The sequence below is a fragment of the Streptomyces sp. NPDC029169 genome (assembly GCF_055563935.1).
Window position 1 is genome coordinate 49,133 of sequence record NZ_JBVHXA010000012.1, and the last position, 20,758, is coordinate 69,890.

Here is a 20,758-nt window from a genome sequence, read left to right on the forward strand (position 1 = left end):
CACCCGAAGCGTCCGGGCCCCTCGTTTGCAGTACTAGGCGCGCTGGCCGGATGGAATGTTCTTACGGTGATGTCATGAACGACACGCCGCGCATTCGGACTCTTCTGTGCTGCACCCTTCTGGCCTCCCTCCTCACCGCCGGCGTCTCCGCCTGTGCGGGCTCAGGGGGCCACCCGCTGTCGGCGAAGCCGTACGACGCGGCGCAGCAGGTCTCCTTCAGCGCCCCGGACGACGGCAGGAAGGCCGACCCGGACAAGGCGCTGGAGATCACGGCCAAGGGCAACGACGGCCGTATCACCGACGTGACGGCCGTCGACGCGACCGGGCACCACCTGGCCGGCGAGCTCACCGCGGACGGCCGTCTCTGGCGCTCCACGGGCTCCCTGACGGCCGGTGCCCGCTACACCGTCAAGGTCTCCACGGAGGACGAGGACGGCGCTCCCGGCGCCCGTACGTTCACGTTCGAGACCGCCCCGGCCAAGCGGGCCCTGACGGTCGAGTTCGGCCCGGAGGCGGGCAAGTACGGCGTCGGACAGCCCATCACGGCCGAGCTCAGCCTCCCCGTCAAGGACCGAAAGGCCCGCGCGGTCGTCGAACGGGCCCTCAAGGTGCGTTCCACGCCGTCCGTCGAGGGCTCCTGGCACTGGGTGGACGACAAGAAGCTGCACTTCCGCCCGAAGGAGTACTGGCCCACGGGCGCGGCGATCACGGTCACCGGCAACCTCGCGGGCGTCAAGGTCGGCGACAAGCTCTACGGCGGCGATTCGAAACCGCTCAAGCTGACCATCGGCGACCGGATCGAGGCGGTCGCGGACGCCGGCTCGCACTACATGACCGTGAAGCGCAACGGAAAAGTGATCAACACCATTCCGGTGACCACCGGCAAACCGGGCTTCTCCACACGTAACGGCGTCAAGGTCGTGCTGGGCAAGGAGTACTTCGTCCGCATGCGCAGCACCACCGTCGGCATCGCGGCGGGCAGCTCCGAGTCGTACGACCTGCCCGTCTACTACGCGACGCGGGTCACCTGGAGCGGTGAATACGTGCACGCCGCGCCCTGGTCCGTCGGCTCGCAGGGTTACGCCAACGTGAGCCACGGCTGTGTCGGCATGTCGACCGGGAACGCGGCCTGGTTCTACGAGAACGTCCGCCCCGGCGACATCGTGAAGACCGTCAACAGCCTCGGCGAGACAATGGACCCCTTCGGGAACGGCTTCGGCGACTGGAACATGCCGTGGGACAAGTGGCGCCTGGGCAGCGCCCTGGTGGCCGACACCAAGAGCGCCGCCCACCAGCCCGACCCGAACCGCCTGAAGCCGTCGATCTAGCCGTTACGCGTCGATGGAGAGGCGCTCGCGCAGCAGCCCCGCCAGGGACGCCGCGAACTCGACCGGTTCCACCGGAAGGGTGACCGCGGCGTTCGCGCGGCTCCAGGTGGCCAGCCAGGCGTCCTGCGGGCGGCCGATCAGGAGCAGCACCGGCGGGCAGCGGAAGACCTCGTCCTTGATCTGGCGGCACACGCCCATGCCGCCGGCGGGCACCGCCTCGCCGTCCAGGACGCAGGCGTCGATCCCGCCCTCCTCCAGCCGCTTGAGCACGGCCGGGAGCGTCGCGCATTCGACGATCTCGACCGGTGGAACGTCGGCCGCGGGCCTGCGCCCGGCAGCCAGCCGCACCTGTTCCCGCGTGTTCGCGTCGTCGCTGTAGACCAGGACCGTGGCGCTCGACTGCATCGTTCCTCCGTGAAGGTCATCAACCGATGCGCGGGATGCTACTCCGTCCCACACCCCGTCAACACCGGTACGACACCGGCTGGGAGGCCGCCCCGATGGGCCGTTCGGGCTGGACAGAGGCCCCTGACACTCCGAACGGCACCCCCGGGAGTGAGGGCGGGATAAGCGACCGACATAATGTCGGTCGTGGCGACAGTAACGACAGTAGAAACCGGGCACGCGCACCCGTCGGTCAATCGACCGAACCTCACCAGCGTCGGAACCATCATCTGGTTGAGTTCCGAGCTGATGTTCTTCGCGGCCCTCTTCGCGATGTACTTCACCCTGCGATCGGTGACGGGTGCCGAGTTCTGGGCGGAAAAGGCCGACGCCTTGAACTTCCCGTTCTCGGCGACCAACACCACGATCCTGGTGCTCTCCTCCCTCACCTGCCAGCTCGGCGTCTTCGCCGCGGAGCGGGGCGATGTGAAGAAGCTCCGGACATGGTTCATCATCACGTTCGTGATGGGTGCGATCTTCATCGGCGGCCAGGTCTTCGAGTACACCGAGCTGGTCAAGCACGAGGGGCTCTCGCTCTCGTCGGACCCGTACGGCTCGGTGTTCTACCTGACCACCGGCTTCCACGGCCTGCACGTGACGGGCGGTCTCATCGCCTTCCTGCTGGTCCTGGGCCGGACGTACGCCGCCAAGAGGTTCACTCACGAGCAGGCAACCGCCGCCATCGTCGTGTCCTACTACTGGCACTTCGTCGATGTCGTCTGGATCGGCCTCTTCGCCACGATCTACATGATCAAGTAATCGGGTCCCGGGACCCGAGCACATCCAGCAAGCATCGACGCAGAAGATCCTGACACCGGGGTAATCCGTGAAAAAGCTCTCCGCACGACGACGCCATCCGCTGGCGGCGGTCGTCGTCCTACTCCTCGCGCTGGCGGCCACCGGGGGGCTGTACGCCGCGTTCGCGCCCGCGGGCACGGCGAAGGCCGATGAAACCGCCCAGTCCCTCGCCATCGAGGAGGGTCAGAAGCTCTACGCCGTCGGCTGCGCCAGCTGCCACGGAACCGGCGGTCAGGGCACCTCTGACGGCCCGTCCCTGGTCGGCGTCGGCTCCGCCTCCGTCGACTTCCAGGTCGGCACGGGCCGCATGCCGGCCCAGCAGCCGGGCGCCCAGGTGCCGAAGAAGAAGGTCATCTACTCGCAGGCTGAGATCGATCAGCTCGCGGCGTACATCGCCTCCCTCGGCGCCGGCCCGATCACGCCGACCGAGAACCAGTACGACACCGCCGGTGCCAACATCGGCCGCGGTGGCGAACTGTTCCGCAACAACTGCGCCCAGTGCCACAACTTCACCGGTGAGGGCGGCGCCCTGACGCACGGCAAGTACGCCCCGAACCTCGCAGGCGTGAGCCCGAAGCACATGTACGAGGCCATGCAGACCGGCCCGCAGAACATGCCCTCCTTCCCGGACACGACGATGCCGGAGAAGGAGAAGAAGGACATCATCGCGTACGTCCAGGCTGTCAACAGCGACAAGTCCGACAGCCCCGGCGGACTCAAGCTCGGTGGCCTCGGCCCCGTCAGCGAGGGTCTGTTCGGATGGATCTTCGGTCTGGGTGCCCTGATCGCAGTTGCCGTCTGGGTCGCGGCCCACACCGCTAAGGCCAAGAAGTCATGAGTAGCCAAGAGATTCCAGAAGAGAACCTGCCCGCAGAGCAGGACACCGCGCACGGCGCGGTGAAGGTCCTCGACGACCCGTTCGCGGACCCGGGCCTCCCGCCCCACAAGCCGCGCATCCAGGACATCGACGACCGGGCCGCCCGGCGCTCCGAGCGCACGGTCGCCTTCATGTTCACGCTGTCGATGCTGGCCACCGTCGGCTTCATCGCCTCGTACGTGATCTTCCCGGTCGACAAGATCGTCTACATCTTCCCGTTCGGCCGGGTGAGCGCGCTCAACTTCGCCCTGGGTCTGACCCTCGGCGCGGCGCTCTTCTTCATCGGCGCGGGCGCGGTCCACTGGGCCCGCACCCTGATGTCCGACGTGGAGATCGCCGACGAGCGTCACCCGATCCAGGCATCGCCGGAGACCAAGGCGAAGGTCATGTCGGACTTCGCGGCCGGCGCCGCCGAGTCCCAGATGGGCCGCCGCAAGCTGATCCGCAACACGATGTTCGGCGCGCTGACGCTCGTACCGCTCTCCGGTCTCGTGCTGCTGCGTGACATGGGCCCGCTGCCCGAGAAGAAGCTCCGGTCCACCCTGTGGGCCAACGGCAAGCAGCTCATCAACATGAACACGCACGAGCCGCTGCGTCCCGAGGACGTCCCGGTCGGTTCGCTGACCTTCGCGATGCCCGAGGGCCTCTCGGAGCACGACCACGACTTCCAGGTCCAGATCGCCAAGGCCGCCCTGATGATCGTCCGGATCCAGCCGGAGGACATCAAGGACAGGCAAGAGCTCGAGTGGTCGCACGAGGGCATCGTCGCCTTCTCGAAGATCTGCACCCACGTGGGCTGCCCGATCTCCCTGTACGAGCAGCAGACGCACCACGTGCTCTGCCCGTGCCACCAGTCCACCTTCGACCTCGCCGACGGCGCCCGCGTCATCTTCGGCCCGGCCGGCCACGCCCTTCCGCAGCTGCGGATCGGTGTGAACGACAAGGGCAACCTGGAGGCGCTCGGCGACTTCGCGGAGCCCGTCGGCCCTGCCTTCTGGGAGCGCGGATGAGCACTGTGACCGATACGCAGAAGAAGGCACCCGCCGGTGAGCGGGTCGCCGACTGGGCCGACGGCCGCCTGGGGATCTACTCCCTGGCCAAGGCCAACATGCGGAAGATCTTCCCGGACCACTGGTCCTTCATGCTCGGTGAGATCGCCCTCTACAGCTTCATCGTCATCATCCTCACGGGTGTGTACCTGACGATGTTCTTCCACCCGTCGATGAACGAGGTGGAGTACCACGGCAGCTACGTCCCGCTGCAGGGACAGCTGATGTCCGAGGCGTTCAACTCGACCATGCGCATCTCCTTCGATGTGCGCGGTGGTCTGCTCATCCGGCAGATCCACCACTGGGGCGCGCTGATCTTCCTCGCCGCGATGTTCGTGCACATGATGCGCGTGTTCTTCACGGGCGCGTTCCGCAAGCCGCGTGAGATCAACTGGCTGTTCGGCTTCCTGCTGTTCTTCCTGGGCATGTTCACCGGCTTCACCGGTTACTCGCTCCCGGACGACCTGCTCTCCGGCACCGGTGTCCGCTTCATGCAGGGCGCGATCCTGTCCGTCCCGGTCATCGGCACGTACCTGTCGATGTTCCTGTTCGGCGGCGAGTTCCCCGGCGGCGACTTCGTGGCCCGGTTCTTCGCGGCGCACGTCCTGCTGCTGCCCGGCATCATGCTCGGCCTGGTGGTCGCCCACCTGATCCTGGTCTTCTACCACAAGCACACGCAGTTCGAGGGCCCCGGCCGTACGAACAACAACGTCGTGGGCATGCCGCTGCTGCCGGTGTACATGGCCAAGGCCGGAGGCTTCTTCTTCCTGGTCTTCGGTGTCATCGCGATCATCTCGGCGATCGCCTCGATCAACCCGATCTGGGCCCTCGGCCCCTACCGGCCGGACATGGTCTCCACCGGCGCCCAGCCCGACTGGTACATGGGCTTCGCCGAGGGGCTGATCCGTGTCATGCCGGGCTGGGAGATCAACCTCTGGGGCCACACGCTCGTCCTGGGCGTGATGATCCCGCTGGCGATCTTCCCGCTGGTCCTCGCGGCGATCGCGGTCTACCCGTTCATCGAGTCCTGGATCACCGGCGACAAGCGCGAGCACCACATCGCGCAGCGCCCGCGCAACGCTCCGACGCGCACCGCCTTCGGTGTCGCCTGGATCACCGCGTACATGGTCATGCTCGTCGGTGGTGGAAACGACCTCTGGGCCACCCACTTCCACCTGTCGCTGAACTCGATCACCTGGTTCGTCCGGATCTTCTTCTTCGTCGGACCGGTCCTCGCGTTCATCTTCACCAAGCGGATCTGCCTCGGCCTCCAGCGCCGGGACAAGGACAAGGTGCTGCACGGACGCGAGTCCGGCATCATCAAGCGCCTGCCGCACGGTGAGTTCGTCGAGGTCCACCAGCCGCTCAGCCAGGGTGAGCTGTACAAGCTCACGGCGCACGAGCAGAACAAGCCGGCCGAGCTCGGCCCGCTGGTCGACGAGAACGGTGTGGAGCGCAAGATCGGCCGCATGGAGAAGCTCCGCGTCAGGCTCAGCAAGAGCTACTACGGCGAGGAGAACCAGATCGCCAAGCCGACCGCCGAGGAGTACAAGGAGATCACCAGCGGCCACGGCCACCACTGATCACCTGATCCACTCGACCTGAGGTCGCCACGGCAGGAGCCCCGTCCATTCGATGGACGGGGCTCTTTGCCGTCCCCGTGGATCGATAGGGTGGTGGTGTAACCGTCACGTGATGACCAGGAGCTGCCATGAGCGCTGTGACCCCCGCTGGAGGACCTACCACGGCGGACCGCTCCTGGCCCGTCGTCCTGGACGGTCTGCTGACCGGCCGCGATCAGAGCGCCGAGGACACCGCCTGGGCGATGGACCGGATCCTGCGCGGCGAGGCCACCGACGCCCAGATCGCCGGATTCGTCGTGGCCCTGCGGGCCAAGGGCGAGACCGTCGAGGAGATCACCGGCCTCGTCCGCACCATGTACGAGCACGCCAACACGATCGAGGTGCCCGGGGCCACCGTCGACATCGTGGGCACCGGCGGCGACGGCGCCAAGACCGTCAACATCTCCACCATGTCGGCGATCGTGGTCGCCGGCACGGGTGCCAAGGTCGTCAAGCACGGCAACCGGGCCGCGTCCTCCGCGTCCGGCGCCTCGGACGTCCTGGAGAAGCTCGGCGTCAACCTGGAGCTGACCCCGAAGCGGGTCGCCGAGGTCGCCGAAGAGGCCGGGATCACCTTCTGCTTCGCCGTGAAGTTCCACCCGGCGCTGCGCCATGTGGCGATGGCCCGCAAGGAGCTGGGCATCCGCACGGTCTTCAACTTCCTCGGCCCGCTCACCAACCCGGCCCGTGTCAGGGCCCAGGCGACCGGTGTCGCGGACGCCCGGATGGCCCCGATCGTCGCGGGCGTGCTCGCCGAGCGGGGTTCCTCCGCGCTGGTCTTCCGCGGCGACGACGGCCTGGACGAGCTGACGACGACGGCCACGTCGCGGGTGTGGGTGGTACGGGACGGGGCGGTGCGCGAGGAGGCCTTCGACCCGCGGGACGTCGGCATCGAACTCGTACCGGTGGAGGCGCTGCGCGGCGCCGACGCCTCGTACAACGCGGACGTGGCCCGTCGCCTGCTCGCGGGCGAGACCGGTCCGGTACGGGACGCGGTGCTGCTGAACTCGGCGGCGGCGCTGACGGCGCTCGAGCCGGGGAGCGGCACTCTCGTGGAGCAACTGCGCGAGGGGATCGCGAAGGCGGCCGAGTCGATCGACTCGGGGGCGGCGAGGCAGGCGCTTGAGCGTTGGATCGCGGTCAGCAACGCGTGATTCCAGGAGAGGGCCCCGCTGCGGCGGGGCCCTTTCGCGTCCCGGATTCCGGACTCGGGTTGCGCGTCGGCGATCACGTGGCATACGTTCTGTGCCAGGTCATGAGTGACAGCTACGAAGCCCCGGCTTGCTGTCCGGCAACCCTCCGTCCGTGGCGGGGTGCCCCGGGTGAAGACCAGGCTGTAGGCAACAAGGTCTACGGCAAGCGCGGACCCCTGCGACACCCTGGGGTCCTGGTCCTCAAGGGAGCAGTCTCGTGAGCAAGCGAATGCGTTAGGGCTTCGAAGCCCCTTCTTCGTACCCCCTTTTCCTTTTCCGTGTGCCTCCGCACCCACGCACCCGTGCGTCCCGGTCGCGTTGAGGCACCGAATTCGCCTGCCTTGTACGGGAGTTCGCCATGTCTGTCTCCACCGTTGCCGCCGACCAGTCCCTTTGTGCCCCGCTGCCCGTTCTCGGGCGGGATGTCACCGTTCCGCTCGTGACCGGGGGCGAGGTGACCTACGCCGCGCTCGACTACGCCGCCAGCGCGCCGGCCCTGCAGCGGGTGTGGGACGACGTCGCCGCGTACGCCCCGTACTACGGCAGCGTCCATCGTGGTGCCGGGTACCTCTCGCAGCTCTCCACCGACCTGTTCGAGAGCAGCCGCGTCACCGTCGCCGAGTTCCTCGACTGCCGCCCCGGCGACCAGGTCGTCTTCACCCGCTCCACCACCGACTCGCTCAACCTGCTCGCCGCCGTGATCCCCGCGGACTGTCAGGTCTTCGTCTTCGAGACCGAGCACCACGCCTCGCTCCTGCCCTGGAAGGACGCCCGGGTCACCTACCTCAACGCCCCGCGTACGCCCGCCCAGGCCGTCGAGACCCTGGAGCGCGCCCTCGCCGACCGCGACCCGTACGGACCTGCGCTCGTCTGCGTGACCGGTGCGTCGAACGTCACCGGTGAGCTGTGGCCGGTCAAGGAGCTGGCCGCCGCCGCGCACGCGCACGGCGCCCGGATCGTTCTCGACGCCGCCCAGCTGGCGCCCCACCACCCCGTCTCCGTACGGGAGTTGGACGTGGACTGGGTCGCGTTCTCCGGGCACAAGCTGTACGCCCCGTTCGGTTCGGGTGTCCTTGCCGGCCGCGCCGACTGGCTCCAGGACGCCGAGCCGTACCTCGCCGGCGGCGGTGCGTCCAAGAAGGTCGCCCGCCGCGCCGACGGGGGAGTGGACGTCGAGTGGCACACCACCGCCGCCCGCCACGAGGCCGGTTCGCCGAACGTCATCGGCGTCTACTCCATCGCCTCCGCCTGCAAGGCGCTCACCGAGGCCGGGTTCGACCAGCTCGTCGCCCGCGAGCAGCACCTCGTCGCCACCGTCCGCGAGGGCCTCGCCGAGGTGCCCGAGGTGAAGGCGCTCTCGCTCTTCGGCGACGACGCACCCCGCGTCGGTGTGATCTCGTTCGTCGTCGAGGGCTGGAACAGCTCCCACTTCGCCGCCGCGCTCTCCGCCGAGTACGGCATCGGCGTCCGCGACGGTCTCTTCTGCGCCCATCCGCTGGTCCGCACCCTGCTCGGCAGCGACCCGCAGACCCAGGGCGCGTGCGGGGCCCCCGAGGCCGCGCCCGGCGAGAAGTCGCTCAACGCCATCCGCGTGAGCTTCGGCGCCGGTACGCCCGACGAGCACGTGGAGCGTTTCGTACGGGCCGTGAAGGAGCTCGTCAGGGACGGCGCGCAGTGGAAGTACCGCACCGAGGACGGCCGTTGCGTGCCGGACCGCGGCTGAGCACCCACTCGTACGGGTGAAGGGGGCCTCCTCGCGGGGCCCCCTCCGTCACGACTCCAGGCCGATGGCGAAGGCCGCTTCCAGGTCGTGCTGGGAGTACGTACGGAACGCGACGTGCGTGTCCGTCGCCTCGACGCCGGGGATCTTGCTGATCCGGCCCGGGATGACGTCCGCCAGGTCGTCGTGCCGGGGCACGCGGACCATGGCGATCAGGTCGTACGTACCGGTCACCGAGAAGACCTCGCTGACGCTGTCGAGCGCGGCGATCGACTCCGCGATCTCGGGGATGCGGTCCACGCTGGTCTTGATGAGCACGATCGCGGTGATCACGGCTGGCTATCTCCCTCGGTCGCCGCGGCTGAGGACTTCACTGTATCCCCACCTCGGTGGCGGCCCCAGGCGTAGAGGAAGCCGACGGCGAAGCCCACCACATGCGCCAGATAGGCCACGCCGGGACCCGCACCGGCCGAACGGGCCGCGAGCCACTGGAGCACGAACCAGAAGACCAGCACGATCCAGGCGGGAAACCGCAGCGGCAGGAAGAAGAGGAACGGGAACAGGCTGGTCACCCGGGAGCGCGGGAAGAGATACAGGAACGCTCCCAGGAGGCCCGAGATCGCCCCCGACGCCCCCACCAGCGTCTGCTCGCTGTCCGCGTACGCCGCCGCGTAGCCGAGCAGCGCCAGATATCCGCAGCCCAGGTAGAACAGGGCGAACGCGACGCGCCCCATCCGCTCCTCGGCCATCGCGCCGAAGACGAACAGGAACAGCATGTTCCCGAGCAGGTGCAGCCAGCTGCCGTGGACGAAGAGGGCGGTCAGCGGGGTGAGCAGGGTGCGCGGCTCGCCGCCCATCAGCTCGTCCGGTACGACTCCCCAGCGGTGGAAGTACGCGCTCTGCGCCGCCAGGGCCGTGTCCTCCGTCCCGTACACCGGCTGGAGGCCCGACACCGGGCTGATCAGGAACGTGAGGCAGCAGGCGGCGATCAGGGCGTAGGTCACCGTGGGGCCGCTCCGTGCGCCCCGCCATGCCCCGAGGGCCGCTCCTCGCCAGTTCGTCTGCCGCCAGTCGATCATGGACAGATCATGGCGTAACGGGGCCGACCTGGACAGAGTGCCTCGCCGCGACACGGGGTACCCGCGAAGCCGTAGGGTACGGGGCAGTACCTCCGCAGTTCGACGGCGCACCGCGGCACCCGCATCCGCTTCACGTACATGAAAGAGGACGGCACGATGACGACGGTTCCCCTGCCGACCGCCGAGACCCGCTGGCGCTGCACCCTCTGCGGCAATCTGACCCGGTTCGATGTGACCCGCTCCTCCAAGGTCGTCGAGTACGTCCATCTGGATCTCGCGGGCGAGCCGAAGGTCGAGGAGCGCGAGGTGGTCAGTGAGACCATCGAGTCGGTCCGCTGCCGCTGGTGCAACGCGGTGGATCAGATCGAACTGGTGGACAGGCCCGGCACCGCCTCCTGACGGAGGCGACGCGGACGACAATGGGGTGACGCAACGTGGAGCAGCCCGCGCACGGTGGTGAGCCGGCCGGCGCGGCAGGTGACGCTGCCGAGGCGCTCGACCGCCCGCTGCCTGACGGCGTGCGGCGGAGGGTCGTCGCGCTCGTCTCGGACGCCTTCGGCGGGCTGACCGTCGCGGAACTTCCGGCACCCCTGCGGCAGTACGCCCGCTTCACCGCGAGCCGGCGGGCCAAGTTCGCGGGCAACGCCATGGCCGCCGCCCTGGAGAGCGACCCGGTGTTCCGGCAGCGGATCGGCGAGCGGTTCAAGGAGGCTCAGCCCGAGCTGGCCGGGGCCGTCGAGACCGGCGCCCCGCCGGCCGCCGCCGACCCCGTCGACGTCGCCGCGGCCGCCTATGTGCTGCGCCCCGCCGGCTGGGTCAAGCTGGTCGCCGCCGCGGGCGAGGAGGCCCAGCGGGCGGACGCCGAGCGGGCCGACGAGGCGGGCAGGCGCGAGCTGGAGCGGCTGCGCGAGGAGGTCGCCGCCGCCCGGGAGCGCGGCCGCGCGGAGACCGAGGAGCTGCGCCACGACCTGGAGGCGGCGCGCCGGGAAGCCGAATCGCTTCACCGCAAGCTGCGCAGCGCCCAGAGCGATGTGAAGCGCGGTGAGGCGGCGCTGCGCCGCGCCCATGCCGAGATCGACACGGTCAGGGCGGAGGCGGCGGCGCAGGTCTCGGCCGCCGAGAGCGAGACCCGGCGCCTCAGGGCCCGGCTCGGTGAGGTCGAGGCCGCCCTGGAGGCCAGCCGCCGGGCCGCCCGTGAGGGGCGCTCGGTGGAGGACATGCGGCTGCGGCTGCTGCTCGACACGGTGCTCGACGCCGCTCAGGGGCTGCGCCGCGAACTGGCGCTGCCGCCCGTCTCCGTCCACCCCGCCGACTCCGTCGACGCGGTGCGGCCCGGCCAGATGTCGCCGAAGGACATCGCGGCCCGCGCGCTGTCCGAGACCGACCCGGCGCTCCTGGACCAGCTCCTCGCGCTGCCCCAGGCCCATCTGGTCGTGGACGGCTACAACGTCACCAAGACCGGCTACCCGACCATGCCGCTGGAGAAGCAGCGGCTGCGGCTGCTCGGCGGTCTCTCCGCGCTCGCGGCCCGCTCGGGCGCCGAGGTCACCTGTGTCTTCGACGGGGCGGAGCTGGCCGCCCCGGTGCTCCTCGCGCCGCCGCGCGGGGTGCGGGTGCTCTTCTCCAAGCCGGGTGTCACGGCCGACGAGTTGATCCGTCAGCTCGTGCGCGCCGAGCCGCCGGGCCGCCCCGTCGTGGTGGTCTCCACCGACCGCGAGGTGGCCGACGGCGTCGCCAAGGCCGGTGCGCGGCCCGTCGCGTCCGCCTTGTTGCTCAAGCGGCTTTCGCGCATGTCGTGACACCTTGCAACTCCTGGGCGTAATGCCCGAATTCTGGAGGGCGCACGGTCAAGTGCTCATTACTGCCCGTGTGGTGTGCGGAAATAAAGTGCTCTGTGGGCGAGATTTTGCTCATGAGGATTTGAACTGATCACAAGATGGTCACTAGGGTCGGGCCTCGAACCTTCGCGCGGTTGATCATCCATCGGGGATGGCAGCGGAGGAACCGCCTGACGCAGTTCGGTTGGGCGGCTCGAGGAAGAAGGAGCTCGCCTTCGTGGCGTCCCACCGTCGACCCAAGCAGCCGAGCCGCACCCGTGTGACCGTGCTCACCGCGACCGCCGCCGCTGCCGTTGCGCTCTCCGCCCAGACCGGTGCCCAGGCGGCTCCCAAGCCGAAGATCGACGAGGTCAAGTCGAAGGTCGACAAGCTGCACCACGAGGCCGAGGAGGCCACGGAGCAGTACAACCTGGCCGAAGAGCGCCGCGGCACGCTCCAGAAGGAGATCGGCGCGCTCCAGGACAAGGTGGCGCGCGGCCAGCAGGAGCTCAACACCCTGCGGGACAACATCGGTTCGGTCGCCAGCGCGCAGTACCGCTCCGGTGGCATCGACCCGGCCATCCAGCTCTTCCTCTCCTCCGACCCGGACACCTACCTCGACAAGGCGTCCGCGATCGACCAGCTCGGCGCCAAGCAGGCCGACGTCCTGCAGTCGATCCAGGCCAAGCAGCGCACCCTCGCCCAGCAGCGGGCCGAGGCGACGACGAAGCTCACCGACCTCGAGGACGTCCGCAAGACGCTCGGCGAGAAGAAGAAGCTCTACCAGGGCAAGCTCGCCGAGGCGCAGAAGCTGCTCAACAGCCTGACCGCCGCCGAGCGCGCCAAGATACAGGCCGAGGAGCAGCGCGCCAGCCGCGCCGCCGGCGACCGCGTCGAACTCGGCAACGAGGTCCCGGCCTCCGCCCGTGGCAAGACCGCGCTCAACGCCGCCGCCACCCAGATCGGCAAGCCCTACGTCTCCGGCGCCGAGGGCCCCAACTCGTACGACTGCTCGGGTCTGACGCAGTGGGCCTACCGCCAGGCCGGCGTCCAGCTCAGCCGCACCACCTACACCCAGCAGAACGACGGCGTGAAGATCGGCCGCAGCCAGCTCAAGCCGGGCGACCTGGTCTTCTTCAACAGCCTTTCGCACGTGGGTCTGTACGCGGGCAACAACACGATCCTGCACGCTCCCAAGCCCGGTGCGTCGGTGCGCTACGAGTCGATGGACTACATGGGCACGTTCCAGTTCGGCGTGCGCATCTGACGCGTCCCGACGTGACGCCCGATCGGGTGGTTTGTCGCATCCTTGGCTGACGTGACGCCCCGCCGGTGACCTGTGGTCTCCGGCGGGGCGTCACTTTGGGTGCCCGAAGGCTTCGTTGGACGGGGAGTGATCAACGGCTACTGTCTGCCGCGCCAGCCCGGGCCACACCGAACGGAGCGCGATACGTGGCGTCCCACCGACGACCTGCGAGGGTCACCGTCCTGACCGCCGCCGCGGCCACCGCGGCCACGGCCTTCGGCGCCGTCCCCGCGAGCGCCGACCCGAGCGGCACCCCGGAGACGACGCGCGCCACCGTCGACCGGCTCTTCCAGGAGGCCGAACAGGCCACCGAGGGCTACAACAAGGCCGACGAGCGGGCCGACGCGCTGCGCAGGACGGTGACCCAGGCGCAGGACAGCGTGGCGCGCGGCCAGGAGCGCATCAACCGCATGCGGGGCGCGCTCGGTTCGGTCGCCGGAGCCCAGTACCGCTCCGGCGGCATCGACCCGGCCCTCGCACTGCTGCTCTCCGCCGACCCCGACTCGTACCTCGACCGGGCCTCCCTCCTCGACCGGGTGGCCTCCCGGCAGGGCGTGGCGCTCGGCCAACTCCAGCACGAGCAGCGCCGGCTGAACCAGGAGCGGACCGAGGCCGGCCGGCTCCTCGCCGAGCTGGAGCGCAGCCGCACCCAGGTCGCCCGGCACAAGCGCACCGTCGAGCGGAAGCTCGCCGAGGCCCGCCGGCTGCTCCAGTCGCTCACCGAGGACGAGCGCGCGGACTTCGAGGGCCGCGCCTCCCGTTCGGGCCGGGACACACTCGACGGCGAGCTGCCGCCGCTCGCCGACCTCGGCCCCGCCTCCTCGCGGGCCGCCGCCGCGGTGATCGCCGCGCGCAGCGCCATCGGCAAGCCCTACGTGTGGGGCGCGACGGGACCGTCCGCCTTCGACTGCTCGGGCCTGATGGTCTGGTCGTACCGGCAGGCCGGGATCAGCCTGCCCCGGACCTCGGCGGCGCAGCGGGCCGCGGGCCGCCGGGTGCCGCTCTCGCAGGCGCAGCCGGGCGACCTCGTGACGTACCGCAGAGACGGGAGCCACGTCGGGATCTACGCGGGCAACGGGCAGGTCATCCACGCCCCGTATCCCGGCGCGCGGGTGCGCTACGACCCGGTCGGGATGATGTCCCACGTGACGGTGACGCGGGTCTGACCGGACGCCCGTCCGCTCGTCTGCCCGTACGATCGGGAGCGTGGCAGGTCAGGGGCGTGGGGTAGGGCGAGGGGCGGCAGCCTGTCTGACCGTGCTGCTCGCGTTCGCCGGGTGCGCGGCCCCGGAGCCCGCCGATCCCGCGCCCCAGGAGATCCGGACGCTCCTCGACCGCCACGCGCGGGCGCTGCTTGCCCGCGACGAGGCGGCGTACGCCGTGGATCTCGACCCCGCGCACGCGCCCACCGCGATCGAGGAGTTCGACCGGCTGTCCGAGGTGCCGCTCGCCTCGTGGGGATACCGGCTGAAGGGCGTCGACCGGGCCGGGGACGACCGGGCGACGGTCCGCGCCGACCTGAGCTACCGGATCGCCGGCTACGACTCCGGACCGGTCACCACCGAACGCGTCCTGGACCTGACCGAGCGGGACGGCCGGTGGTACGTGACCGGCGACCGGCCCGTGAAGGGCGCCGCCCAGCAGCTGTGGCAGCAGGGCGAGGTGGAGGCGGTACGGGGAGGGCGCAGCCTCGTCCTCGGCGTCGGGCAGCCGGAGGAGCGGCTCAGGGCGATCGCGGCGGCCGCCGACCGGGCTGTGCCCGCGGTCTCGGGGGCCTGGCCCGGGGACTGGGCGGGCCGGGTCGTGATCCTCGTCCCGGCCTCGCTGGAGGCCATGGGCGGGCTGCTCGGGGCGCCGGCCGCCTCGTACCGGGGGATAGCGGCCGTCACGACGGGGGAGGTCGACGGCGGCCCGGACGCGCCCGCGGACCGGGTGATCGTCAACCCCGAGGCGTACGGGGTCCTGGGCGACTTCGGGCAGCAGGTCGTCCTCACCCACGAGACGACCCACGTGGCCACCCGCACCGCGACCTCCGCGTCCACCCCGGTCTGGCTCTCCGAGGGCTTCGCGGACTGGGTCGCGTACCGCGGCACGGGCCGCACGGCCGCCCAGGCGGCCCCCGAACTGCGCCGCGCGGTCCGCGCGGGCGACCTCCCGCCGGCCCTCCCGGACGACAGGGCCTTCACCTTCGGCAGCGACGCGGACGCCCTGGCCCGGGCGTACGAGGGCGGCTGGCTCGCGTGCGCCCTGATCGCGGAGCGCTGGGGCGAGCAGGAACTCAGGGACTTCTACCGCGCGGTGGGCGCCCATCCGCAGCGCGAGGGCGCAGTGGAGAAGGCCCTCTCCGAGGCCCTGGACACCACCCCGGAGGCCTTCACGGCGGACTGGCGGGACTACGTGCGGGAGCGGCTGGGGTAGGGCGCCTGGCTGCGCCGTACGCCCACGCAAGGTTGGGGTAGCGCGGCCTGGCGGCGTCGCACTGGGGTAGTCACGGGTGGCCGCACCGCCTCAGGCGACCGGCAGGCGCCTCGCGGGCTCCGGCTCCTTCGTCTGCTGAGCCGGGATCTTCACCGGAGTGAGCCGCGGCTCGGTCACCGTCTGCTGCCACAGGATGCGGCAGGCCGAGACCGATGCGGCGACCAGGAGACCGTTGCGTATGAGCAGCAGCCCTATGCCCAGCGGGTCGCTGTCCGTCACGTGCGAGAACCAGACCGGGAACTCGAACTGCGTCACCGCCGTCGCCCACACCACCAGATGCGCCGGCCGCCGCATCCGGCTCGCCCGGTACGCCATGCACACGGCGGCCAGACCGACCAGCCAGAGCATGTACTGGGGGCTGATCACCCGGCTCGTGGTGGTGAACAGCAGCACCGCCACGAACGCCGCGTCCGCCGGAGTCGTCGTCGAGAACGCGCGGGCCCGCACCCGCCACACCAGCAGCCAGCAGAACGCGGCGATGGACAGCATCATGGTCGCCGTGGCGACGGTGGAGACGTACGGGCCGAGGAACTCGATCGAGCCGTAGTTCATCTGTGCCACGCCGTCCCAGCCGAGGTGGCGCGCCACATGGAAGAGCATCGCGCCGAGTGACTCCAGCTCGAGGCCCCGGTCGCGCTGGAAGCCCAGGAAGGCCAGCGCCCCGGGCGCCGCGAGGACACAGAGCAGCAGCAGCCCGGCCGCCGCGCCCGCCGCCGTCGACCACGAGCGGAACGTCGCACGGCCGCGTGGCGTGCCCGCAAGCAGCAGCGCCGGCCAGACCTTCAGCATCGCCCCGAAGCCCGCCAGGGCGCCGAGCACGCGCGGCCGATGCAGACCGGCGAGCAGCGCGGCCACCGCGACCGCGGTGACCATCAGGTCGTACCGGGCGTACGCGGTCGGGCCGAGCAGCGGCACGCCCGCGATCCATATCCAGGCACCGTGCGGGCTCCGGCCCCGCCGCCGTCCCGTGTACAGCAGCAGCCCGAAGACGAGCGCGTCGCACAGGAAGGCGAGGACGAAGAAGGCCGCGGAGTACCCCAGGAACGGCAGCAGCGCGGGGGCGAGGATCGCGAGCGCGGCGAGCGGCGGATACTGCCAGGTCACGTCGTCCAGCGGGTACGTGCCGGTCTTCAGGACCTCGTACCACCCCTGGTAGATCTGCTCGATGTCACTGGTGATGTCCGGCCCGGGGACCGTGACGACCTTGAAGACGCAGAGGAGCAGGATGATCCGGGTGAGCCCCCACAGGAGGACGGGGTTCCTTTTCGCGCGCTCGGCAGCCGTACCCAGTACGCCCGTCATTCCTACCTCGTCCAATCCTGCTAGGTCCGCGCATGCGGAGGGGTGGTGTTGCCGGGCGGGGGGTGCCGTCACGTACATTCGGCGGCGATGCACAAGACCCTGATCGTAACCAACGACTTCCCGCCCCGCCCCGGTGGAATCCAGGCCTTCCTGCACAACATGGCGCTGCGTCTGGATCCCGAGCGGGTCGTGGTCTACGCCTCCACGTGGAAGCGCAGCCGCGAGGGGATCGAGGCGACCGCCGCGTTCGACGCGGAGCAGCCTTTCATGGTGGTGCGGGACAGCACCACCATGCTGTTGCCCACACCTCGGGTCACCGCGCGGGCGACGGCGCTGCTGCGCGAGCACGGCTGCGAATCGGTCTGGTTCGGGGCGGCCGCGCCGCTCGGTCTGATGGGGCCCGCGCTGCGCCGCGCGGGCGCGCGACGGCTCGTCGCGACGACGCACGGGCACGAGGCGGGATGGGCGCAGCTGCCCGCCTCCCGGCAGCTCCTGCGCCGGATCGGCGAGGGCACGGACACCCTCACGTACCTCGGCGAGTACACGCGCGCGCGGATCGCCGCCGCGCTGACCCCGGCCGCGGCCGGGCGGATGGTGCAGCTCCCGCCGGGCGTGGACGAGAAGACCTTCCACCCGGACTCGGGCGGCGACGCGGTACGGGAACGGCTCGGGCTCAGCGACCGGCCCGTGGTCGTGTGCGTCTCGCGGCTCGTTCCGCGCAAGGGCCAGGACACGCTGATCCGGGCCCTGCCGGAGATCCTGCGCCGGGTGCCGGACACGGTGCTGCTGATCGTCGGGGGCGGCCCGTACGAGGCCGACCTGCGGCGCCTCGCCGCCGCGACCGGAGTGTCCGATTCCGTACGTTTCACGGGAGCGGTGCCGTGGGAGGAGCTGCCGGCCCACTACGGCGCCGGCGACGTCTTCGCGATGCCCTGCCGCACGCGCCGGGGCGGCCTGGACGTCGAGGGCCTCGGCATCGTCTACCTGGAGGCCTCGGCCACCGGCCTCCCGGTCGTCGCGGGCGACTCGGGCGGCGCGCCGGACGCGGTCCTGGACGGCGTGACGGGCTGGGTGGTGCGCGGCGACGCCCCCGAGGAGTCGGCGGACCGTATCGCGACCCTCCTCCTCGACCCGGACCTGCGCCGCCGCATGGGCGCCCGCGGCCGCGAGTGGGTCGAGGACCGCTGGCGCTGGAACCTGCTCGCCGAGCAGCTCAAGGAGCTGCTGTAGCCCGCGGGAGACCCCAGGGACCGGCCGTGCCGGCACGCGTGGACGTGCCGGCGGGCCGGCGTCAGACCGGGACGTAGTCGGTCAGCGCGCAGCCGTCGACCAGGAGCTTCTCCTGCCGGTACCCCTCGGGGATCTTGAAGCCCTTCTCGCAGGTGAACAGAAGGGTGCCTGAGTCCATCAGCTCCGCGGCGACCAGCTCTCCGTTCGGGACGAGCGCGAAGTCCTGCCCGATGAAGAACCTGCCGCCCGCCCCCGCGGCCGCCGCCTTCTTGTTCGCCTCCTGGAACTTCTCCATGTCGGCTATGGACAGCAGCGTGATGGTGATCTCGCGGTCGTTCCCGCACACCGCGCGCTGCGCGATGCCCCAGTCCGGGTCCTTGGACTCCCGGCTCATGGCGCCGTTCTCGGCGTCGGTACGCAGGTCGCTGCACATCGTGTGCTTGCTGACCAGCCGCTCGACGCCCGCCATGTCGCCGGTCTTCGGCAGTCCGGCGTCCTCGCCCCAACTGCTGCAGCCCGTGACGGTGATCAGCGTCGCGGTGAGGGCCGCCCCAAGGCCGGCGGTGTGCTTGAGCCGCATGAAACCCCTGCTCCTCGTTATGTGTCGTTGTGCCTGTTGCGCCTGTTGTGCCGGAATCCGCCGACAGCGCGCGAAAGCCCCCGGCGGCCCGTGTCGCGGGCCTGCCGGGGGCGCTCCGAGTGGCCGTCAGGCCCGGTAGATCGCCTCGATCTCGTCCGCGAAGTCCTTCGCCACCACGTTCCGCTTCAGCTTCAGCGACGGCGTGATGTGGCCGGCCTCTTCCGTGAACTGGGCAGGCAGGATGCGGAACTTCCGTACCGACTCCGCCTTGGACACCGCCGCGTTGCCGTCGTCCACCGCCCGCTGGACCTCCGCGAGCAGCTCCGCGTCCTCGCGCAGCGACGCCGCCGTCGAGCCCGCCGGCTTGCCGTGGTCGGCGGCCCAGCGGCCCAGGAACTCCTCGTCGAGCGTGACCAGCGCGCCCACGAACGGCCGCCCGTCGCCGACCACCATGCACTCCGCGACCAGCGCGTGCGCCCGGATCCGGTCCTCGATGACCGCCGGGGCGACGTTCTTGCCGCCCGCCGTCACCAGGATCTCCTTCTTCCGGCCGGTGATCGCGAGGTAGCCGTCCTCGTCGAGCGTGCCGATGTCGCCCGTGTGGAACCAGCCGTCCGCCAGCGCCTCGGCCGTCGCCGCCTCGTTCTGCCAGTAGCCCGAGAAGATGTGCTCGCCGTGCAGCAGCACCTCGCCGTCGTCGGCGATCCGGACCACCGAGCCCGGCAGCGGCTGCCCGACCGTGCCGATCTTCTGCCGGTCCCACGGGTTGAACGCCGTCGCCGCGCACGACTCCGTCAGGCCGTAGCCCTCCAGAACCGTGAAGCCGATCCCGCGGAAGAAGTGGCCGAGCCGCTCACCCAGCGGCGCGCCGCCCGAGATCGCGTACTCGCCGCGCCCGCCGAGCACCGCCCGCAGCTTGGAGAAGACCAGCTTGTCGAAGAGCCTGTGCTTGAGCCGCAGGCCGAGGGACGGGCCCTCGGGGGTGCCCAGGGCACGGCTGTACGCGATGGCCGTGTGCGCGGCCTTGTCGAAGATCTTGCCCTTGCCGTCCGCGTGGGCCTTCGCCCGCGCCGAGTTGTAGACCTTCTCGAAGACGCGCGGCACACCGAGGATCATCGTCGGCCGGAACGAGGCCAGTTCGTCGGTGAGGTTCTTGATGTCCGGCAGGCAGCCGAGCCGGATCGGAGCCATCACCGAGGCGATCTCGACCATGCGGCCGAAGACGTGGGCGGCGGGCAGGAAGAGCATCACGGAGCTCTCGCCCGTACGGAAGAGCGGCTTCAGGCGCTCGACCAGGTTGCCGCACTCCGCGAAGAACGCCCGGTGCGTCAGCACACAGCCCTTCGGGCGGCCGGTGGTGCCCGAGGTGTAGACGATCGTCGCCGGGTCGTCCGCGTTCGCCGTCGACATCCGCTCGTCGAGCAGCTCGTCCGAGACGTCCTCGCCGGTCGCCGTGAGCTGCGCGACGGCGTCCGCCTCGATCTGCCAGACGCCCTTGAGGGCCGGCAGGTCCGCCCGTACCGACTCCACCGACTCCTGGTGTGCCGCCGACTCGACGATGACCAGCGAGGCGCCCGAGTCGCCGAGGATCCACTGGATCTGCTCCGGCGAACTCGTCTCGTACACCGGCACGGTCACCGCGCCCGCGCTCCAGATCGCGAAGTCGAGGAGGACCCACTCGTAACGGGTCCGGGACAGCAGCGCCACCCGGTCACCCGGCTCGACACCGGCGGCGATCAGCCCCTTCGCGGCCCCGCGGACCTCGGCGAGGAACTGCTCGGCGGTGACGTCCGTCCAGACGCCGGCCTCCTTGCGCGCCATCACGCCGACTTGTGGGTGCTGGGAGGCGTTGCGGCGGATGAGATCCGTCAGATTGCCGTCCGAGGGGACCTCGTACAGGGCCGGAAGGCTGAACTCGCGCAAGACTGCTGCTCC

At 70.5% G+C, this 20,758-nt stretch carries 19 protein-coding genes and 1 riboswitch; of the genes, 13 read left to right on the plus strand and 6 right to left on the minus strand.

Annotation, left to right across the window (positions count from 1 at the left end):
- Window positions 1–74 precede the first annotated feature (74 nt).
- Entirely contained in the window at window positions 75–1,328 is a 1,254-nt protein-coding gene (locus ACZ4VI_RS22185) for a L,D-transpeptidase (RefSeq protein WP_468001590.1), read from the plus strand.
- Between the two features lie 3 nt (window positions 1,329–1,331).
- On the opposite strand, the gene ACZ4VI_RS22190 is transcribed toward ACZ4VI_RS22185, so the two are convergent.
- Window positions 1,332–1,733 (minus strand): hypothetical protein, encoded by a 402-nt coding sequence (locus ACZ4VI_RS22190; RefSeq protein WP_468001591.1) that lies wholly within the window; start codon window positions 1,731–1,733, stop codon window positions 1,332–1,334.
- 177 nt (window positions 1,734–1,910) lie between these two features.
- Between ACZ4VI_RS22190 and ctaE the strand changes: the two genes are divergently transcribed.
- From ctaE to ACZ4VI_RS22220, 6 genes are all read left to right on the plus strand, one after another.
- Window positions 1,911–2,531 (plus strand): aa3-type cytochrome oxidase subunit III, encoded by a 621-nt coding sequence (gene ctaE, locus ACZ4VI_RS22195; protein ID WP_355109150.1) that lies wholly within the window; start codon window positions 1,911–1,913, stop codon window positions 2,529–2,531.
- 67 nt (window positions 2,532–2,598) lie between these two features.
- The gene (gene qcrC, locus ACZ4VI_RS22200) at window positions 2,599–3,408 is read left to right on the plus strand and encodes a cytochrome bc1 complex diheme cytochrome c subunit (RefSeq protein WP_468001593.1); all 810 of its coding nucleotides are present in this window, start codon (window positions 2,599–2,601) and stop codon (window positions 3,406–3,408) included.
- Window positions 3,405–4,457, plus strand: a complete 1,053-nt coding sequence (gene qcrA / locus ACZ4VI_RS22205; RefSeq protein ID WP_468001596.1) for a cytochrome bc1 complex Rieske iron-sulfur subunit — start codon at window positions 3,405–3,407, stop codon at window positions 4,455–4,457. Before qcrC ends, qcrA begins: the two co-directional genes overlap by 4 nt.
- Window positions 4,454–6,079: a cytochrome bc1 complex cytochrome b subunit gene (qcrB, locus tag ACZ4VI_RS22210; RefSeq protein ID WP_468001598.1), complete on the plus strand. Its 1,626-nt coding sequence runs from the start codon at window positions 4,454–4,456 to the stop codon at window positions 6,077–6,079. Before qcrA ends, qcrB begins: the two co-directional genes overlap by 4 nt.
- Window positions 6,080–6,207: 128 nt before the next feature.
- On the plus strand, window positions 6,208–7,272 hold the full coding sequence (trpD, locus tag ACZ4VI_RS22215) for an anthranilate phosphoribosyltransferase (RefSeq protein WP_468001600.1): 1,065 nt from the start codon (window positions 6,208–6,210) through the stop codon (window positions 7,270–7,272).
- 97 nt (window positions 7,273–7,369) lie between these two features.
- Window positions 7,370–7,486: riboswitch (SAM riboswitch) on the plus strand.
- A gap of 183 nt (window positions 7,487–7,669) precedes the next feature.
- Entirely contained in the window at window positions 7,670–9,034 is a 1,365-nt protein-coding gene (locus tag ACZ4VI_RS22220) for an aminotransferase class V-fold PLP-dependent enzyme (RefSeq protein WP_468001601.1), read from the plus strand.
- 48 nt (window positions 9,035–9,082) lie between these two features.
- Here the strand turns inward: ACZ4VI_RS22220 and ACZ4VI_RS22225 are convergent, their stop codons facing one another.
- Window positions 9,083–9,364 carry an Lrp/AsnC family transcriptional regulator gene (locus tag ACZ4VI_RS22225; RefSeq protein WP_017238849.1) on the minus strand — a complete coding sequence of 94 codons (282 nt, stop codon included), beginning with the start codon at window positions 9,362–9,364 and terminating at the stop codon, window positions 9,083–9,085.
- Entirely contained in the window at window positions 9,361–10,110 is a 750-nt protein-coding gene (locus tag ACZ4VI_RS22230; protein ID WP_468001603.1) for a rhomboid family intramembrane serine protease, read from the minus strand. Before ACZ4VI_RS22230 ends, ACZ4VI_RS22225 begins: the two co-directional genes overlap by 4 nt.
- Before the next feature lie 156 nt (window positions 10,111–10,266).
- Between ACZ4VI_RS22230 and ACZ4VI_RS22235 the strand changes: the two genes are divergently transcribed.
- The 5 genes from ACZ4VI_RS22235 to ACZ4VI_RS22255 all read left to right on the plus strand — a co-directional run bounded on the left by ACZ4VI_RS22235 (window position 10,267) and on the right by ACZ4VI_RS22255 (window position 15,651).
- Window positions 10,267–10,509, plus strand: coding sequence for a hypothetical protein (locus ACZ4VI_RS22235; RefSeq protein WP_260228851.1), 243 nt, complete (start codon window positions 10,267–10,269; stop codon window positions 10,507–10,509).
- 35 nt (window positions 10,510–10,544) lie between these two features.
- Window positions 10,545–11,909 (plus strand): NYN domain-containing protein, encoded by a 1,365-nt coding sequence (locus tag ACZ4VI_RS22240; RefSeq protein WP_468001605.1) that lies wholly within the window; start codon window positions 10,545–10,547, stop codon window positions 11,907–11,909.
- A gap of 256 nt (window positions 11,910–12,165) precedes the next feature.
- On the plus strand, window positions 12,166–13,194 hold the full coding sequence (locus tag ACZ4VI_RS22245; protein ID WP_468001607.1) for a C40 family peptidase: 1,029 nt from the start codon (window positions 12,166–12,168) through the stop codon (window positions 13,192–13,194).
- 185 nt (window positions 13,195–13,379) lie between these two features.
- On the plus strand, window positions 13,380–14,399 hold the full coding sequence (locus tag ACZ4VI_RS22250) for a C40 family peptidase (protein WP_468001609.1): 1,020 nt from the start codon (window positions 13,380–13,382) through the stop codon (window positions 14,397–14,399).
- Between the two features lie 40 nt (window positions 14,400–14,439).
- Complete coding sequence (locus ACZ4VI_RS22255) at window positions 14,440–15,651, plus strand: hypothetical protein (RefSeq protein ID WP_468001611.1); 1,212 nt, start codon at window positions 14,440–14,442, stop codon at window positions 15,649–15,651.
- A gap of 90 nt (window positions 15,652–15,741) precedes the next feature.
- Here ACZ4VI_RS22255 and ACZ4VI_RS22260 read toward each other — a convergent pair whose 3' ends face one another.
- The gene (locus ACZ4VI_RS22260; protein ID WP_468001613.1) at window positions 15,742–17,013 is read right to left on the minus strand and encodes a glycosyltransferase 87 family protein; all 1,272 of its coding nucleotides are present in this window, start codon (window positions 17,011–17,013) and stop codon (window positions 15,742–15,744) included.
- Window positions 17,014–17,100: 87 nt separating this feature from the next.
- Here ACZ4VI_RS22260 and ACZ4VI_RS22265 point away from each other — a divergent pair, with 87 nt between their 5' ends.
- The gene (locus ACZ4VI_RS22265; RefSeq protein WP_468001614.1) at window positions 17,101–18,243 is read left to right on the plus strand and encodes a glycosyltransferase family 4 protein; all 1,143 of its coding nucleotides are present in this window, start codon (window positions 17,101–17,103) and stop codon (window positions 18,241–18,243) included.
- A 61-nt stretch (window positions 18,244–18,304) separates the two neighbouring features.
- On the opposite strand, the gene ACZ4VI_RS22270 is transcribed toward ACZ4VI_RS22265, so the two are convergent.
- A complete protein-coding gene (locus ACZ4VI_RS22270) occupies window positions 18,305–18,823 on the minus strand; it encodes a hypothetical protein (RefSeq protein WP_468001616.1) in 519 nt (172 codons plus the stop codon).
- Window positions 18,824–18,949: 126 nt separating this feature from the next.
- A complete protein-coding gene (locus ACZ4VI_RS22275; RefSeq protein WP_468001618.1) occupies window positions 18,950–20,746 on the minus strand; it encodes an AMP-dependent synthetase/ligase in 1,797 nt (598 codons plus the stop codon).
- Window positions 20,747–20,758 lie beyond the last annotated feature (12 nt).